Origin of the sequence: Paenibacillus lacisoli, from assembly GCF_030580655.1 — a bacterium.
Classification (GTDB): Bacteria; Bacillota; Bacilli; order Paenibacillales; family Paenibacillaceae; genus Paenibacillus; species Paenibacillus lacisoli.
On record NZ_JAUQTB010000002.1, the window covers coordinates 550338 to 566625 of the forward strand.

10 protein-coding genes are annotated in these 16288 nt (G+C 49.4%); 1 reads left to right on the forward strand and 9 read right to left on the reverse strand.

The genetic code is table 11. The features are described from left to right. Nucleotides 1–127: 127 nt before the first annotated feature. From Q5741_RS06465 to Q5741_RS06475, 3 genes are all read right to left on the reverse strand, one after another. The gene (locus Q5741_RS06465; RefSeq protein WP_305023234.1) at nt 128–2260 is read right to left on the reverse strand and encodes a hypothetical protein; all 2133 of its coding nucleotides are present in this window, start codon (nt 2258–2260) and stop codon (nt 128–130) included. A 216-nt stretch (nt 2261–2476) separates the two neighbouring features. Beyond that, nucleotides 2477–4234 (reverse strand): dihydroxyacetone kinase subunit DhaK, encoded by a 1758-nt coding sequence (dhaK, locus tag Q5741_RS06470; RefSeq protein WP_305023235.1) that lies wholly within the window; start codon nt 4232–4234, stop codon nt 2477–2479. Between the two features lie 5 nt (nt 4235–4239). Next, nucleotides 4240–5379 (reverse strand): glycerol dehydrogenase, encoded by a 1140-nt coding sequence (locus Q5741_RS06475; protein ID WP_305023236.1) that lies wholly within the window; start codon nt 5377–5379, stop codon nt 4240–4242. A 214-nt stretch (nt 5380–5593) separates the two neighbouring features. Here Q5741_RS06475 and Q5741_RS06480 point away from each other — a divergent pair, with 214 nt between their 5' ends. Next, on the forward strand, nt 5594–6625 hold the full coding sequence (locus Q5741_RS06480) for a PocR ligand-binding domain-containing protein (RefSeq protein ID WP_305023237.1): 1032 nt from the start codon (nt 5594–5596) through the stop codon (nt 6623–6625). Between the two features lie 93 nt (nt 6626–6718). Here the strand turns inward: Q5741_RS06480 and Q5741_RS06485 are convergent, their stop codons facing one another. The 6 genes from Q5741_RS06485 to Q5741_RS06510 form a co-directional block, all read right to left on the reverse strand. Then, nucleotides 6719–7807 carry a Ger(x)C family spore germination protein gene (locus Q5741_RS06485; RefSeq protein ID WP_305023238.1) on the reverse strand — a complete coding sequence of 363 codons (1089 nt, stop codon included), beginning with the start codon at nt 7805–7807 and terminating at the stop codon, nt 6719–6721. A gap of 26 nt (nt 7808–7833) precedes the next feature. Next, nucleotides 7834–8940 (reverse strand): GerAB/ArcD/ProY family transporter, encoded by a 1107-nt coding sequence (locus tag Q5741_RS06490; protein WP_305023239.1) that lies wholly within the window; start codon nt 8938–8940, stop codon nt 7834–7836. Then, on the reverse strand, nt 8933–10309 hold the full coding sequence (locus Q5741_RS06495) for a spore germination protein (RefSeq protein WP_305023240.1): 1377 nt from the start codon (nt 10307–10309) through the stop codon (nt 8933–8935). Before Q5741_RS06495 ends, Q5741_RS06490 begins: the two co-directional genes overlap by 8 nt. A 146-nt stretch (nt 10310–10455) precedes the next feature. Next, nucleotides 10456–13071 carry an S-layer homology domain-containing protein gene (locus tag Q5741_RS06500; protein ID WP_305023241.1) on the reverse strand — a complete coding sequence of 872 codons (2616 nt, stop codon included), beginning with the start codon at nt 13069–13071 and terminating at the stop codon, nt 10456–10458. A gap of 194 nt (nt 13072–13265) precedes the next feature. Continuing rightward, nucleotides 13266–14708, reverse strand: a complete 1443-nt coding sequence (locus Q5741_RS06505) for an FAD/NAD(P)-binding protein (RefSeq protein WP_305023242.1) — start codon at nt 14706–14708, stop codon at nt 13266–13268. Between the two features lie 177 nt (nt 14709–14885). Then, on the reverse strand, nt 14886–16184 hold the full coding sequence (locus Q5741_RS06510; protein ID WP_305023243.1) for an MFS transporter: 1299 nt from the start codon (nt 16182–16184) through the stop codon (nt 14886–14888). Between the last annotated feature and the right edge of the window lie 104 nt (nt 16185–16288).

Genomic DNA, 16288 nt, shown 5'->3' on the forward strand with positions numbered 1-16288 from the left:
TATCAGCTTACTATAAGTGCTGCATGGTCACAAATCCACTTCCTCGCCCTTTATGCCCTCTCTCCATCAGTGAGAAAAGACCGCTCTGTCAGCAGAACTGACAGAGCGGTCTTAAAGAGAACAAGTATTATACCAGGTTCCAGAACAGTACAGTGTTCGCAACGGTAATCATTGTGAACAGGAACGTATTCAGGAACGCTGCCAGCCAAACGTTGTTCGTTTTCTCGAACAGTTTGCGTGCATATACAGCAGCGATTACAAGACAAGGAATCAGCGCGAACAGCAGGATGCCGTTCAGAGCCTGCCCCGGATACAGGGCAACACCTGTCATAAAGTCTTTTCCGTATTGAGCGATGACCCATAGGATCAATCCGCCTACGTTCAGGACGATGGAGAGCAGATAGCCGCCTTTTTGGCCGCGGGTATTCGCATTCAGTGCAACTGCGCTCACGAAGTAGTACACCAGGAAGAACGGTACATAACGGAGTGTAGTTACAAAATGTTCCGATTCAAACGTGCGTACCGCGAAGGTCCAGATCCGGAAGTCGGTTCCGAAAATTGCCTGCACTGCGAACAAAATCAGATAACCAATGACTACCGCAATCAGGGCAGTCAGCAGACTCGCTACAATGGTACCGATATTCAGGCTGATACCGTACTGGCTGAATTTCGTGCCCGCATCCTTCTTGGAGAAGTAATGGAACGCAAAGGTAACCATAGCTGTAATGGCCGCAGACACAAGAGCCCAGTATACAATCTGGTTCGTGGTCGGTTCATTAAAGAACGAGTTCAGCGGCACAATGTGATTGGCATACTTGAAGAGCAGCCACAGAATGAGTGACACGACAGCAAGCAGAGCGCTGCCAATTCCGATGTTGGTCATTCTTCTGTTCTGTCCGGATTTCGCCATGACAAAACCGAATACTGCACCTACAGCCGACAGAATGAACAGAATCATCGCAATGATACTCAGTACATTCAGACCGCCTTCTGCTTTGTCCATCAGGGTCGGGAACAGGATAGCAGGAATCAGAGTGCTGAAGACAATTGCAATCCAATAGATCGATTTCTGGCGTCCGCTGACAGCGGCCGATACGGTTGCAATCGGTCCTGTTGCCGCTCTGTTCAGGAACGGAATCCGCAGCAGCAGTGTTACCAGCGGCACGATCATCAGGAAGAAGCCGATCATGGCAATAAAGTTGCTCGCTTCCTTCATCCACCAGATCTGATTGCCGGAACTCAGACTAACATTTTTCTGGTTCGGCGAAGTAACGCCGTCAAACGCATGAGCATAGAAATCAATCAAATGGCCCGTCGTTGTAGGCGAGAAGTGATTCCATGGATGTGTCTGATTTGGTGTGAAAATAATATGTTCGCCAGTCTGTCCCGGACGAACCACTTTGTCTTCCAGCTTCAAGTCACCGGAAGGAACCTGATAGAATTTGCCGGCTTCACCAGCATCAACATCAGCTCCTAGTCCGAGGAATGCTTTGCCAGACAATGTAGCTGCAAAATTCTTGCTTGTCACTGTACCCTGAACTTTCTTCTCATCCGCATTTTTTTCCTCATCGGATTTGTTGAAGAAGAATTCATCATATTTGCCGGCAATCATGCCGACGGTACGGCTGCCGTAAGCAGCCTGCAGTTGATCCTGCGGTGCAACCGCAGCTGCATAGGAATAGTCAGCTCCTACAGAAATACCGGTATAGATCATACGGTAGCCGGTCTGCAGCGAGTTCATTTCATCCATGTACATGGACAGCAGCGTCGAGAAGCCGCCCATGGAGTGGCCGCTTACTGCGATATAAGCATTGCCTTTGTCATCTTTTTTCGTAAAGTCCTGCTGATAAATATACTTGGCGGCGTCGAACTGGGAGTAAATCCAGAACGTACCGAACTGTTCGCCAACCTTGATGTCACCGCTCCAGCGGGAATCACCGTGGTCATACATATCCAGTGCGAGCACGATGTATCCGCGCCGGGACATTTCGATTGCAGGCGCATCCTGCATTTCCTTGGTATTCAAGTAACCATGCGTTGTAATAATGACTGGCCGCTTGTCGTCCGGCCCTGCACCATCCGGCATGTAGAGCAGACCGCTCAGCGTACCGTGATCAGCCTTGAATTTGATTTCCTTCACCTTGACCGAATAGAAAGAGGTGTTGAACATACCGGCGAGGAGGCTGCCGAGCAGGATCAGCACAAGCGACAGGGCAAGCAAACCATGCGGCTTTTTGAAAAATGAGAAAAACTTGGACATAAGGGCTCCTTTACGAGCATATTGACATATTCCGGAATCAGTACTTGTAGAAAGTGCTATGTAGGGTTATGTTTATGCCAAATGCTGCTGATAGTTGATAAATGGTGATGCGAAATAAGGCGACAGACCGGCGGACAGCGCCGCCGGACCTGCCGGATTGCTCATTACTAACTTCTTGGATTAACTGCTATTCTGATTGAATATACCTGCAGCTGCTCATTTCATGGCTTGAGCAAGTTCTGTGAAAATAACCCCCAAGGCATAAGCACCTGCATCCGGATATCCGAGACTGCGGTCGCCAACGGTTCCTGCGCGTCCCATACGTGCGACAATATCTTCCGTCTTCTTGGCACCTTCCACCGCAGCTTCTGCCGCTTTGGCAAATGCTGTACCAAAGAGATCGCCGGCTGCAGCACTTGCCGACCAGGCATCCGCACAAGGAACAAGCGCATCGATCAGTGTTTTGTCACCAACGACCGCTCCGCGTCCGAAGGAGCGCTCCCCTGTAGCCTGGATACCCTGAACGGCTGCCTGCATCATATCTGCAAATTCAGCTACGGTCAGCTTCTCTTTGCTGCCAACGGCTTTAGCCGCTGAGCGGAAAGCTGAACCCCAGATCGGACCGGATGCTCCTCCGCAGTGCTCCATAATCACCAGAGATGAAGCATCCAGGAAAGCTCCGATATCGCCGACATGGTCCGCCAGGATCTGTTTCCACTCGCGCTTCAACTGGCGGAAGCCTTTGGCCACACTCATTCCAAAGTCGCCGTCACCGGCATGAGAATCCAGTTCGCAGAAAGGTACTTCATTCCGGATAATAACCTCGCTCATTTTATCGACCAGATAGACCATATTGTGAAGAGACAGCTCATTATTGTTAATGACCGCTGCCGTCTCCGGCGTCTCCATCGTGAACGAAGCGGTATCGGCCTTGCCTTGGGCCGGGTCTTCTTCCTCATAGCGGACCGGTTCGGATGGACCGGATACCTGGAAGGAAGGGGCTGCACTTTCCTTGAACAGCAGCGTCTTCAACTCATCATCCAGCTTCATGATGGTTACCGAGGCACCTGCCATATCAATACTCGTCATATAGTTGCCGACGAAGGACTTGGCAATGGTGATTCCCTTCTTGGCAGCCAGCTCCCGTGTCACGGAATGGTTGAGCAGATACAGTTCCTGGAGCGGTGTTGCACCGAAGCCGTTGATCAGCAGGGCAATCTCCTGCTCACCTTCAATGCCCATATCCTTGAGAAGTGCATCTACCATACGCTGTGCCAGTTCATCAGCAGGAACCAGTTTCTCCCGGCGGATTCCCGGCTCGCCGTGAATACCTACGCCGTATTCCATCTCGTCTTCAGCAATGTCAAAAGTCGGTGTGCCTTTGGCCGGAACGGTGCAGGAAGTATATCCAAAGCCGATACTGCGTACGTTCGCAGCAGCTTTCTCGGCAGCGGCTTTAACCTGTGGCAGCTCCCAGCCCTCCTCGGCAGCGGCACCGGCAATTTTGTGAACGAGTACGGTACCGGCTACACCACGGCGGCCTACGGTATACAAACTGTCCTGTACGGCAATATCGTCCTCTACCCGCACATAATCCACCTGGATGCCGTCTTCCTCCGCCAGGAATGCGGCATTCTTGAAGTTCATCATATCGCCGCTGTAGTTTTTGATAATCATAAGCGTACCCTTGCTGCTAGCCGTAGCTTTAAGCGCTTGGTACACCTGGATCTGGGATGGTGAAGCGAATACGTCGCCGCAGACTGCAGCATCCAGCATGCCTTTACCGACATAACCTGCGTGAGCCGGTTCGTGACCGCTTCCCCCGCCGCTGATCAGGCTGACTTTATTTTCGTTCAGCTGCTTGCGTTTAATGATTTTGTATTTACTTAGAAACTCAAGCTCCGGATGCGCCAGCGCAATACCGCGGCACATTTCCATAACTACATTTTCAGGTTTATTAATAATTTTCTTCATAGCGATTACTTGGCCTCCCGGCGTGCTTTGTACTCACTGGCAATACGGTCTGCGGCAATAATCGCTCCTGCCACTTCATCAACCGTAATCGGGAATGGCATGGAGTGAATGGATTCCTCAGGGATGCAGGCCTTCTCGGCTACCTGCAGCAGCTCTTCACGGGTGATGCTGTCTACACCGATATCAGCCAGGCAGACCGGCAGTCCAACTTCAAGACAGAAGTCAAGCACTTCATGAAGCTCTTCAGTTGGTGCATTCTCCAGCACGAGCTGGGCGATGGTTCCGAATGCCACTTTCTCGCCATGGAAGAAATGGTGTGTGCCTTCCAGAATGGTCAGACCGTCATGGATGGCGTGGGCTGCACCCAGACCGCCGCTCTCGAAGCCCAGTCCGGACAGCAGGATATTCGTTTCAATAATGTTCTCGAATGCTTGGGTCACCATATTGCTGTCGCTTGCTGCTTTGGCTTTGGCGCCATCTTTCAGCAGAGTTTCATAACACAGCTTCGCCAGCGCCAGTGCAGCATTCGTACCAACCGCAGGTGCAGTCAACCCTTCTCTGGAACCCATCGGAAGGCTTGCATTAACACGGGAATAAGAAGCCGCTGTCGCTCTTGCTTCAAAATAGGTGGAGAGTGCGTCACCCATACCGGATACGAGAAAACGGGTTGGCGCATTGGCAATAACCGTTGTATCTACCAGCACCACACTCGGGCTCTGTTTGAAATAAGCGTAGTCATCAAAAGCACCTTCAGGTGTATACAGAACAGCGGAATGGCTGGTTGGAGCATCCGTAGCAGCAATAGTAGGAACAATAATCAGCGCTTCGCCTTGAGCTACACATTTGGCAGCATCGATGGCTTTACCACCGCCGAGGCCAATCGTGCAGTGACAACCCTTCTCTTCGGCAATCGCCTGCAGACGGGCAACCTCCTGACGGGAGCACTCTCCTTTAAAACCGCTTTCAACAAAAGTAATTCCGAACTTCTCAGCCGTAGCATCCAATTTGTCTTTGACACGATTCACGTCATCCGGATGACCGATCAGCAGTGCGGATGTTCCGAAAGATTGTACAAAGTAACCCAAGTTCAGAATTTCATTCTCACCTTGCACATATTTAGTTGGACTGATAAATGCTTTTCTCATGTTTATATCCCCCTATGTCATAAAATTGAATTATCTAACATTTAACTAAAGTTTATAGAATTTTAAAAGCGTTTGCAGTGGAATTTGATAACAAATAATTATAATTTCTAATCGTAAATATTTGCACTCTGAATGAAACATGGTATCTTATTGTTATAAGAAAGTCCAAATTTGTACTATTTCTGCATTCGTAACGAAAGGGGCTGGATGCACCTTGATCAAAGAATATCTCCATATTGATAAAATCCTCGATTTGAATAAATGGAAGCGTCTTCAGGATTCTCTTGCAACTGTCACCAAACTGGCTATCCTTACGGTAGACTACAAAGGAATCCCGGTCACCTCGCACAGCAGCTGCCAATCCTTCTGCCAGAGTGTGCGCAAGGATCCGGAACTGCTTCCCTACTGTCAGAAATGTGATTCGCGCGGCGGGCTGGAGGCAGTTCGACTGAATGCGCCTTACGTTTATCTCTGCCATTTTCATATCGTTGATATTGCTATTCCCATTACGATCGACGGCAAATATATCGGGGCAGTTATGGCTGGGCAGGTTAAGCTGGCAGATCCGTGGAACGCGACGGATCTGGAACAGATCGCAACGACCAAGAATGAAAGCCAGCATCAGATCAAGCTAGGCGAGCTGCAGGCAGAATACGATGAGCTGCCTGTCATGTCGTATGAGGAAGTCGTAAAGATCTCTAACATGCTGTTTTTGCTCTGTAATTACATCGTCGAAGAAGCCCTGAACAAAAATCTGTTAGTAGAAATGTTCGAGAAAGCTTCAGGCAAAGATGAGACCGTCAATCTTTCCAGCATTCTGCCAGGGTATACAATCCGCAATATTGAGAGCATCAAAAAAGAAATGACCAATGCGATTGCAGATGCTTATCTGAACAACAGCAAGGCGGAGTCGCAATGCTCCAACCCGGTGCTGCAGCCAGCCTTTGAATACATTCACGCCCATAAGAGCGAGAACATCTCCCTGAAGCAGATGGCCGAGCTGTGCCATATCAGTCCGAGCTATTTCAGCCGCCTGTTCGCCAAAGAGACCGGCGAGAATTTCTCGGCCTATCTCGCCCGCCTGAAGATTCAATGGGCCAAACAGCTGTTAGAGGTCACCGACATGCCTGTGTCCCAGATCAGTGATGAGCTCGGCTTTAACGAATCGGGTTACTTTATCAAAATCTTCAAAAAATTCGAGAATATTACGCCAGCGTTATACCGCAAGTATTACAAGGCGAACTGACCCCGCTGCTGTCCAAAATGCACAAAAGCCAGTCGGCCCCATACGGTTCCAACTGGTTTTTGATACTGGCACTTTGGATTATACTCCTGAGATCTAGCGGATCATCCCCGTATATTTAATCCTAACATCGCTATGAACTTTGAATGTTAATGTTTTCTCAATTTCCTGCCACTGCTGCCATTCGGTTTCATTGTTCCAATGGTGGGCTGTATACCTCAGCCCCCAGCAGAGCGGGTCTGTCTTGCTCTTGTGAATTTTGTTTAGCACTTTCTCCACCTGTTCGTCCAGCTGTTCTCCGGCCGCCTGCGAAACTTTGTGCAGCTCCTGCTCTGTCACGACAGCCCCTTCCTCATTCTCCTCCATAACTCCCCTGATTTTAAGATGATAGTTGAGAGAAGAAGCTTCGTCTTTGCTTCGTTTAAGATTGTACGAGGCCTGCGACCGCTCGATCATATACGAGAAGTTCGTGCCGTTCACCTTGGCCTCCAGACTGGTTTTCAAGTTTTTATTATTTAGGAGATTGTAGATTCGGGTTTCCGAAGGATTCAGTTCTTCTACGGCACGTTCCTTGTTGAACAGATAGGATTTATCAATTTCGAGCTGATCCTTGCCCCTGGCTTCGACTATGGACATAATGGGATCACTTCCGCGCTCCATCAAGGTCCGCTCTAACCTGTAGGAAAACATGGGCGGCACGATATAAGGGGACTCCGTGCCATCCATGCTCAGCGCCAGCAGCAGCGAATTGCCCGGCAGTCGTTCTGTCACAGGCTGAACCTTTAATACTTCCTTGGCCGTTGGCCGGGCTACTGCATTATATATAAGAAGCTGTATGTCTCTTCGCCGCAGCATCCAGTCCGAGGTCTGCAGGATCCCCTGACGCGCATAACTTTCCCCGTACAGCATGACCTTGCAGTGGCCGAAGTCCAGTTCCTTGTCTGTGCGTGATTTCATAATCCGGATCGCTTCACCGATCGTATCGGACTCTTCGGTCAGAATCAGTATCTTTTCCTCAGCCTGCTTCGGATCCCCAAGCGGTACTGCCGCTTTGACCGTGACACTCACACGGGTCGGACTCCCCTCCACCTTGTCCACTCCCATCGCAACAACGAACAGACGCAGATCAAGATCCTTGAATTTACACCCCGACAGGGGTATAACGAGGGCAATGATTGTAAGCATACACCAGACTGCTCTCCTGGCTCTTCTCATGATGCGCGAGGCCTCCGCCGTCTGAACAGCCGATAGGCCGTAAATACACAGGTGATGAGGATGGCCTCAGCGCAGAAACGAATATCCATAAACCACAAACCGATCCGGTCCATAGAATACTGATCTAGGTTCTGGGCGTATAATGCGCCAACAGCAAACAAAACAAGCAGCACCATTTCCAGTCTGAATCTGGACTTGCCCGTTCTCATCGCGGGCAGCGCCCCTTTGAAGAACACCATCGCACAGTGCCAATGCACAATGCAGCTGATCAACGCCAGCGAGAGGTAAGTGAAATAGAACATAAACAGCACCCGTTCAACAATAAAATTTTTGGTCCTCAGCACATCCGCCGTAGAGAACCATGGGTAGACATGCCGGGTCACCCCCATCGTTCCATGCATACCGACCGGAACCAGAAAGGTAATCAATAAGACGACCAATCCGGAAAGACCGAGAAACCAGTAATGTCTAACTTTAATTGCTTTGAATGCCTTGTTGAAGATAACCAGATTCAGGTACCCGGAGAAAATAAATGTACCTGTTGCGATCCCCTGAAAGGAGGGGGCCTCCCAGCTGTAGGTAATAATTTGCATTACTGCATCCCAGCTGAAGGAAGGGTTAAGCAGCGCTTTGGCCAGCACGTATATAATGATCGGTACATTGAGGATAATAAGCACCTCCAGGCCGTATAGAATGGATTCCGCAGTCGCCCGGATGCACAGACCGACCAGAACCAGGAAACCCAGCATAATAAAGAAAGGCTGGACATCAGAGCTGATATACCGCAGCGTAACATCGACAAAGGACAACAGCGTGACCAAGCCTGCAGAATACCACAGCAAACCGTGCAGGATGAGCAGAAAGCTTGCAATGCTTCTTTTGAAATTGGCATTGAATATTTGCGGCAGGTCCTCGCCAGGGAACTTGCTCATCAGCTTGACCAGCATAAAGGTAAAGGCGACCCCAATCGGAATGGACGCCAGGATCGCCATGATAGCACCGCTGAACCGCTCATTAATTAAGCCCCGCGGAACGAAATTGATAATATTGATCAAGGCGTTAATGAGAAACAGGTAATAGAAATAGTAATTATGTTTAACCATTCCGCTTTCCTCCCCGCGATGCCTTCGGCAGAAATAAGCTGTCCAGCGCAAAGATCCGGAAGTAGGGCTTGCCGAAGCTGCGGAGGCTGGAAAGAAACATAATCAGCCCCACCAGGCCGCCGACGACCCCAAGCAATCCATAGATCGCTGCCAGGAAAACGAGAACATATTTCAGAATCCGTACCGTGAAGCCCATCATGTTGAGCGGAATGACAAAATTTGAAATGGCGACCACCGAGACGAGAATGATCATAATATTGCTGACCAGACCCGCTTCCGTTGCTGCCGTACCGAGAATCAGGCCGCCGACCGTCGTTGCAGTGGAGCCGATCGCCTTGGGAAGCCTTAAGCTCGCTTCGGTCAGACATTCCATCATAAAGAGCATGAACAGCACTTCAACATAGGAAGGATACGGAACCGTTGCACGGCTGCCCGCTACCAGCAGGGCAATCTGGATTTTCCAAACTTCCGAATTATATGAGGTAAAGGCTACATAAATGGAGGGCAGCATCACTGTCAACATCAGTCCAATGTATCGGATGGTTTTCAGAAACCAGCCTACCGGCTTCACCTGCAGCTTATCGTCCATCGCCGTAAAGAAGTCACTAAATATGACCGGGAGAATAACGGCATACCCTGCCGTATCCACCAGCACGATCACTTTGCCTTCAGATAGGTTAAAGACCGCGCGGTCAGGACGTTCGGTTACTATCGTTGTTGGAAAAATACGCAGATCATTGCTGGCTAAATATTTGTCCAGCTCCGCTGCGGATTGAATAAGGTCAACCGAAATTTGATCCAGACGCTCGGCAAGCTCTTGCAGTACGCCATGGTCTACCCGTTTCTCATCATATAGAATAGCCATTTGAGTCTTCGACTTGGCTCCAATCGTTTTAAGCTCACTTTTGAGGTCCGCCGACTTGTAGCGGCGGCGAATCAGATTGATATTCACCTCGATACTTTCTGTAAAGGAGTCTGACGGACCCTGTACAATGACTTCCGTCTCTGATGCTGCAACCGGACTTGCTTCGACACGGGCTGCCTCGAACAGGAAGATACGCCCGTCATGAAACCGCAGTCCAACATTACCCAGCAGCATCTGTGCCACAGCCTCCTCGGCTTCCTTGACTTCAACTGTACCAGGGAACGAGACAATGTACTCTTCATAGAGATGCATATCCTGTTTGGCGAAGAAAGGGCTCACGATGAAACGGTTGATGATAGCAGAATCACAGAGACTCTTGATATAGATCAAGCTGACCTGCTGATCGTCCAACTCCAGGTTACGCTGCTCCAGATCGCTCATATCGGACAGCTGGCCCTTGACTTCTTCCAGGAGGTCGCCGGACGGAGACGAATGTTCTGACATGAGCTTCACTCCTTTAGCTTTTCAAGATTTCTTTATTTTGGTCTTGGAGTCAGATTCTATTCATATAGGATGAGCATAAAAAAAGACGCCTTTAGCGATTATGCTTAAGGCGTCCTGGTCTTCCTACAGGAGTGTTCAATAAGAACTCAGTCTATGAAACCAGAGATTGTCATCATTCTATAGATTAGAACTGCTGTTTCAGCGCGGCTTACAGCATCTTGAGGTCTCGCGAAACTGCTGCTGCCATTCATCAACCCTTCTTTGACTGCAAAACCGGCAGCCTGCCTTCCCCACGGAGAGAACGATGCTGAATCTTTAAATGGACTCAATATAGCATTTAACTCGGCTTCTGGCATCTCGCCGGGAACCTGGCCTGCAATGAGCATTGCCTTTTGAAGAATGACTAAGGCTTCTTGGCGTGAGATGTAACGCGCAGGTTCAAAATAGCTTCCGTCTCGCTGGTTATATCCATGAACAAGTCCATATGCGTTAGCTATAGATACTGATTTGGAGAACCAGTCTGTCGCTTTGACGTCCTGGAAGGAGGTCTCTCCATCCGCTTCCATGAGTCCCAATGCACGTACGGTCATCATCACAAACTCAGCTCTTGAAATCGCAGCATCTGGCGCAAAACGATCTGAAGTAACGCCGGTTACAATTCTTTTAGCCTTCATTTCAGAGATGGTTTCTTTTGCCCAATGCTGTTCCGTATCAAGGAATGTTGAATTTTCGTCGTCTGTTACAACCGTGTAAATACTGTTCGTCATACTTTGAATCACAGCCATGACCTGGCCGTTCTCCTGGATAAACCGGGTAGGAACAGGTTCGATTGTACCGTCAGGTAGAATGACAACCCCCGTTGCTTTGGAAGCTGTCATTGGGCCGGTCGATACAGGAAGCGTCCGGACGATATACTGACCAAACTTTTTTAACTCAACCGACTGCTTCCCATCCGTTAATGCAACATGGAATTGAACAATCGGCGCAATTACTGCAGCTTGACGCGCAGGCAAACTCGACAGCTTGCTCAAACGTATACTCAGAGTGGCATCATTCAAAGTGCCACCGAGTTCCTGTAAGGATGGACCGAGATCCAGCTGTTGTAAAGGTAATGTGTAAGCCGCAAAGGGGGTCTCCAAGTGGATAACCGCTGACTGGTCCTGCAGTAACCGGAGTCCCTCACCGCTCAAACGGACAGACACTGCAGGTATTTCGCCCTTAAGCGTCATGGAGATCCGCTTGGCATCCTTGCTCAGCAATCCTGCAAGTTCCGTACTATCTAATGTAATAACCTGTACCGCTTGTCCGTTGGAATATTCAATAGTACTGAAAAAGTATTTGCTGGTAATGGCCTTCCCCTTGATTTCTAATGTAACATTCTCATTCACTGCATCATTAACTTTATCAGCATTACTGCCGGAAACGTCTGATGTCACAGGCTTATCTGGAGAAGGCCCCGGTGTAACGGGTACTTCGTTTACATCCAGCACCTGAATGGTTAGAGTCTGCTCGTACCTCTGATTCCACTGATCAGCTGCCTGTACACGAATCGTGTACGTTTTTTTCTGCTCATAGTCGAAAACTGCTGCAGCGAAGAGCTCATTTCCTTCTATACGGAAGCTGTCATTGTCTTCACCACCAGGGCCGCTCACAAGCTGGTAAGTGTATACGCCATCCACTTCACCGCCAGAGGCTGACAATTCACCAATGAGCGATTGAGCCGGTTCATTTTCTTTTAGCTTGTCATTGGTTAATGTAATCCTGGTCGGAACTGACCTTACCACCTGCTTAACCTGAAAAGTCTGCGGGGGAAGTTGATCAGCAGAGATTGTAATCGTATCCGTATATGTGCCGGAGGGCAGGTTATCCCTGGATCGGACAGTTAAATCAGCCGTGTTGTGATTGTCATCCAGAGAAGTGATCGACGGCTGGGATATGATAAATGGACTGTCATCGCCCAGAGAAAGACTTGCTGCAAGCTTAGATATGGCCCCCGTCCCTGTCCGGGTTATCGCAATATGCTTCAACTCCTGGGAACCCCTTGGATACGAGACAGAAACCGGACTAAGCGTCTGATTATCGATAGTCTCAATAGTATATGTGGGTGCTGCGCGTTGAACATTGATAGTGTATACCTCTGTTTGCGTTAAATCTTTTGAAGTCACCTTGATCGGGATGGACGTGACTTTCCCCGCCTCAAGTGGATAAGGACCACGTATTTTGTTTTTATCGGCGTCTATGACAGATTCCTGATTGACTTCAATCGAAGAATCTCCGTCCAGCAGCGACGGTCTGAAGCTTAAGGAAGAAGTGCTGTATGGAACCTGAACCGTATATTCCTTGGTCTGAGGCGAAAACGCCGGAGACAGCGTACCTTCCTGAATACTCAGGCTGCTTAACTGAGCATCACTTGGAGAGGGGCGGTACACATGAAGGGTGTACACGTTTACAGGCAAACCTCCGGCGGCAGTAACCTGGATATCAATTTGGTTCTCGCCAGGCAGCATATTGAGCCATCCGCTCGAAACCCAGTTTTCAATTCCCACCCAATCCCCGCCATTCAACCGGTATTTCAGAGCGGCTGCGTTCTCGCCATCAAGACCTTGATAGTTGTCTTCCGTCTTGGCTGCAAAATAGAATTGGGTGTTGCTGCTGCGTCCGAGACTAACCTGGTAGTCAAGTTGAGAAGGGCTGAAAGAAGGACTTAAAGGGTAATCTCCAGTCACAATCGTGTTGAGGTCTGCACTACTTTCAGCAGCCATAACACGACCAGCTCCAGTGAAGGGCATAAGCAGAATAAAGCATAGAACTAGTATCAAGCTTCGTTTCATAATTTCTCCTCTTTAATTCAAAATGAAAGTAATGGATTTATTATATGTGCCTACCCAGACAATTGTATAGACAAAAAAACGCCTCATAATTATGAGGCGTTTGAGTTTGTAAAGTGTTTGCGCGCTTAACCGGTTCTGCCCACCTTCTCCTGCAGCGGCCATCTACCGGTAAATTCCTCTTCATCATAGGCATAGAACTGGTTCAAAATATTCTCCTGATCATCCTTGAACAACTGATCTGCTACCGCTGTCACCAGCTTCGGGACAGCATTCTTGGTGCCCGAAATTGCTGAAGCAGACAGTCCGCAGCTGGCCAGTGCAGAATAGTTAAACACGAATAATCCGTGTACAAGCTCCTTCCCCTCTTCGGTGCGGCTTGTCACCGCGAATCCCGGACTCAGATAAGGATGGGAATCCAGCAGAGGATTCACCTTCCCTTCCGGAGGAGTGTAACAATCCCGCCAGCGTGCGATATGCGGCTCAATCAGACTAAACTCAGGCCGAAGGGCCGGATCACTGAGCAGCCCCGTGCTGAAAATCAGGAAGTCATACGTGAATTTACCTTTGGGCGTAGTCACCACAACCCCGCCCCCTCCTCCTACAACCTCTGTATCCAGCCACGGAGAACCAAGATGCAGGGCAAAGCCGGGCCAGGCCGCCGCGCGTCCAAATGTATCGTTCGTCGGCGGCTGATTAAATTTGAAGAAATGGGAGATGACTGCATATTTGTCCGCATCCGACAGGACGTGGAACCGCTCGATCATCCCGGAGATTTCCATCTGCCGAATCGGATTCACACTCGGGAGCCGCTCTCGGCGGACGAATACATGTGCCTCGGCAGCACCTGCGCCAAGCGCATGATTGGCATTGTCAAAAGCGGAAGCCCCTCCTCCAAGAATGGCAATACGGTGCCCTCGGAGCTGATCAAAATCAATCGCTTCCGACGTATGGGCATACAGATGACGAGGCAGCCGCTCGGTGATAGCCGGCGGGATATGCCACTCGCCCCCTCCCTGGATCCCGGTGGCAAGCACGACTTTACGGGCAAGCAGTGCAGGAGATGACGTTCCCTCCCCTTCAACATGCAGTCGATGAACCCCCCCGCCAAGCGGCTCTATCAGCTTCAGCTTGACCTGATTCATCACCGGGAGCTTCAGAATCTGCCGATACCACCGCAGGTACTTCATCCATTCTCCTCGCGGGATTTTGTCCAGCTGCTCCCACCCTTCGCGTCCATGCTGGGCTTCCCACCAGGAACGGAATGTCAAGGAGGGAATTCCCATATCAATGGAGATCAGATGCTTGGGGGTACGCAGAGTAACCATCCGGGCATACGTTTCCCATGGCCCTTCCAGCCCCGCCGGATTCTCATCCAGCACCACGATATTGGATATACGTTCACGGAGCAGACCAAAAGCAGCACCAAGCCCGCTCTGTCCACCGCCTATAATGACAACGTCATACACATGGCCCTCTTTATGCTCCCGAGGCGCAATCCAGTTCTTTCCGCCATAAGCAAGATAGGCAAGATCCTCCTGCACTCGTTCATGTAACATCTCCAGTGTCATGATCCTCAATCCTTTCAGCTAAGCTTACATAGATGCGGCCCTTTATTCCGATGTTTTATTGGCTTTACTATAGCTTATAAAGGATCGTTTTTAACAGCCACCGGCAAGTTTATTGTTATCATATATAAAATGAACCTGACATCTTGTTTATCATAACGAAATCATGTACGGTCATCACTATATTGAACGTAATGCTCCTGCTTTTACGGCTAGATAAACCGCTAAACCAATCACTGCCACCCCGCCGGTCACAAGCATTGGTTGAATTCCGACTTTTAATGTGAGTAAGAATGACACTAAACCATAAGATATCGGAATTAATCCCATGGACACCATCGTATTCAAACTAACAATGCGGCCCAGCATATGGGCGGGAGCAGATTCCTGCACAAGACTGATTACCGGAATATTGATAAAAGATACGCAGCTCCCTAGCAGAGCCAATAGTGCAGCAGAGAGAGGCAGCCTATCCGATAGGCTGTACAGGATGAGCAGCACTCCTTCCAGCGCAATACAGCCGGTCACCCATATTCCCCTGCGCGTTAAACGGACCAGTCCCATGACTGCAGCCCCTGCTAATGATCCCATGGCGAAAGCCCCCTGCATTACACTGAGGCTCACTGCACTGCCTCCCATTCGTGCGTTAGCCAGTAAAGGAATACTGATCATAAGCGGCCCTACAAAAAATAGATTCACGACGGTAAAAGTCCCCATAATAGTCCGCAGCAGAGATGAGGAGGCCACATACCGGAATCCTTCCTGAAGCTGCCGGAATATCCCCGCGCCAGGGTGGTCTGCTGTATATACCGGCCGCTTTTGCTTATCTTGTATACGATAGACACAAAACCCGGCTGTAATCAGCATAAATGCCAGGATCAAGACGATAGTTATGTAGGAGAACGCAGATAGTAATACTGCCGAGAGCAGCGGCCCCAGCATCGTGGAGATTTGATTACTGGTCTGCATCATGGCATTGGCGGACGCAAGCCGATCCGGATTAACCAGCTGTGGGATCAGGGAATCTCTAGCAGGCCAGAAGAAAGCATCACTAATGCCGAATAAAGCGGCACATGCGCACAGGATTACCAGATGAAGCTGATCGACTGCCAGTAGTCCGGCCATAGTGAACAGTACAAAGCAGCGCCCGCTCAGTGACAGCAGAATCATCATCGTGCGACTCTGTCGATCCGCAGCCGCTCCGCCCATCATCATAAACAAAACCCGTGGAAGCGAGGTTGCCATGAGTACCCAACCCACGGCCTGACTCATTCCCAGCTCATGAACCACGTACCACTGCTCAACAGTCAGGTACATGGAGATGGACAGGCTGGAGAAAATGCTGCTAAATAATAACAGTCCAAAATTTCGCCCCCCGAGTCTTCCATCACGAAGTTTTGTTATTCCGAAAGTCTTGATCTCTGAGTACAGTTGGCTCTTATTTTTTGAGGTTTTACCCCAACCTACCAATGAATTCACCCCCTTAATTAATTTGCCATTTAGTTAGATATAAATCTAATTAGATGTTAATCTAATTATAGGCGGATGTCTATCTGTTTTTTAGTAATTAGAAAAAAACTCCA

What these genes read in the sequence shown, in the direction of transcription:
- Q5741_RS06495 (WP_305023240.1), bottom strand. Translation starts at nt 10,309, where the DNA reads ATGTCAGAACATTCGTCTCCGTCCGGCGACCTCCTGGAAGAAGTCAAG.
- Q5741_RS06500 (WP_305023241.1), bottom strand. Translation starts at nt 13,071, where the DNA reads ATGGCTGCTGAAAGTAGTGCAGACCTCAACACGATTGTGACTGGAGAT.
- Q5741_RS06505 (WP_305023242.1), bottom strand. Translation starts at nt 14,708, where the DNA reads ATGACACTGGAGATGTTACATGAACGAGTGCAGGAGGATCTTGCCTAT.
- Q5741_RS06475 (WP_305023236.1), bottom strand. Translation starts at nt 5,379, where the DNA reads ATGAGAAAAGCATTTATCAGTCCAACTAAATATGTGCAAGGTGAGAAT.
- Q5741_RS06490 (WP_305023239.1), bottom strand. Translation starts at nt 8,940, where the DNA reads ATGGTTAAACATAATTACTATTTCTATTACCTGTTTCTCATTAACGCC.
- Q5741_RS06485 (WP_305023238.1), bottom strand. Translation starts at nt 7,807, where the DNA reads ATGCTTACAATCATTGCCCTCGTTATACCCCTGTCGGGGTGTAAATTC.
- dhaK (WP_305023235.1), bottom strand. Translation starts at nt 4,234, where the DNA reads ATGAAGAAAATTATTAATAAACCTGAAAATGTAGTTATGGAAATGTGC.
- Q5741_RS06465 (WP_305023234.1), bottom strand. Translation starts at nt 2,260, where the DNA reads ATGTCCAAGTTTTTCTCATTTTTCAAAAAGCCGCATGGTTTGCTTGCC.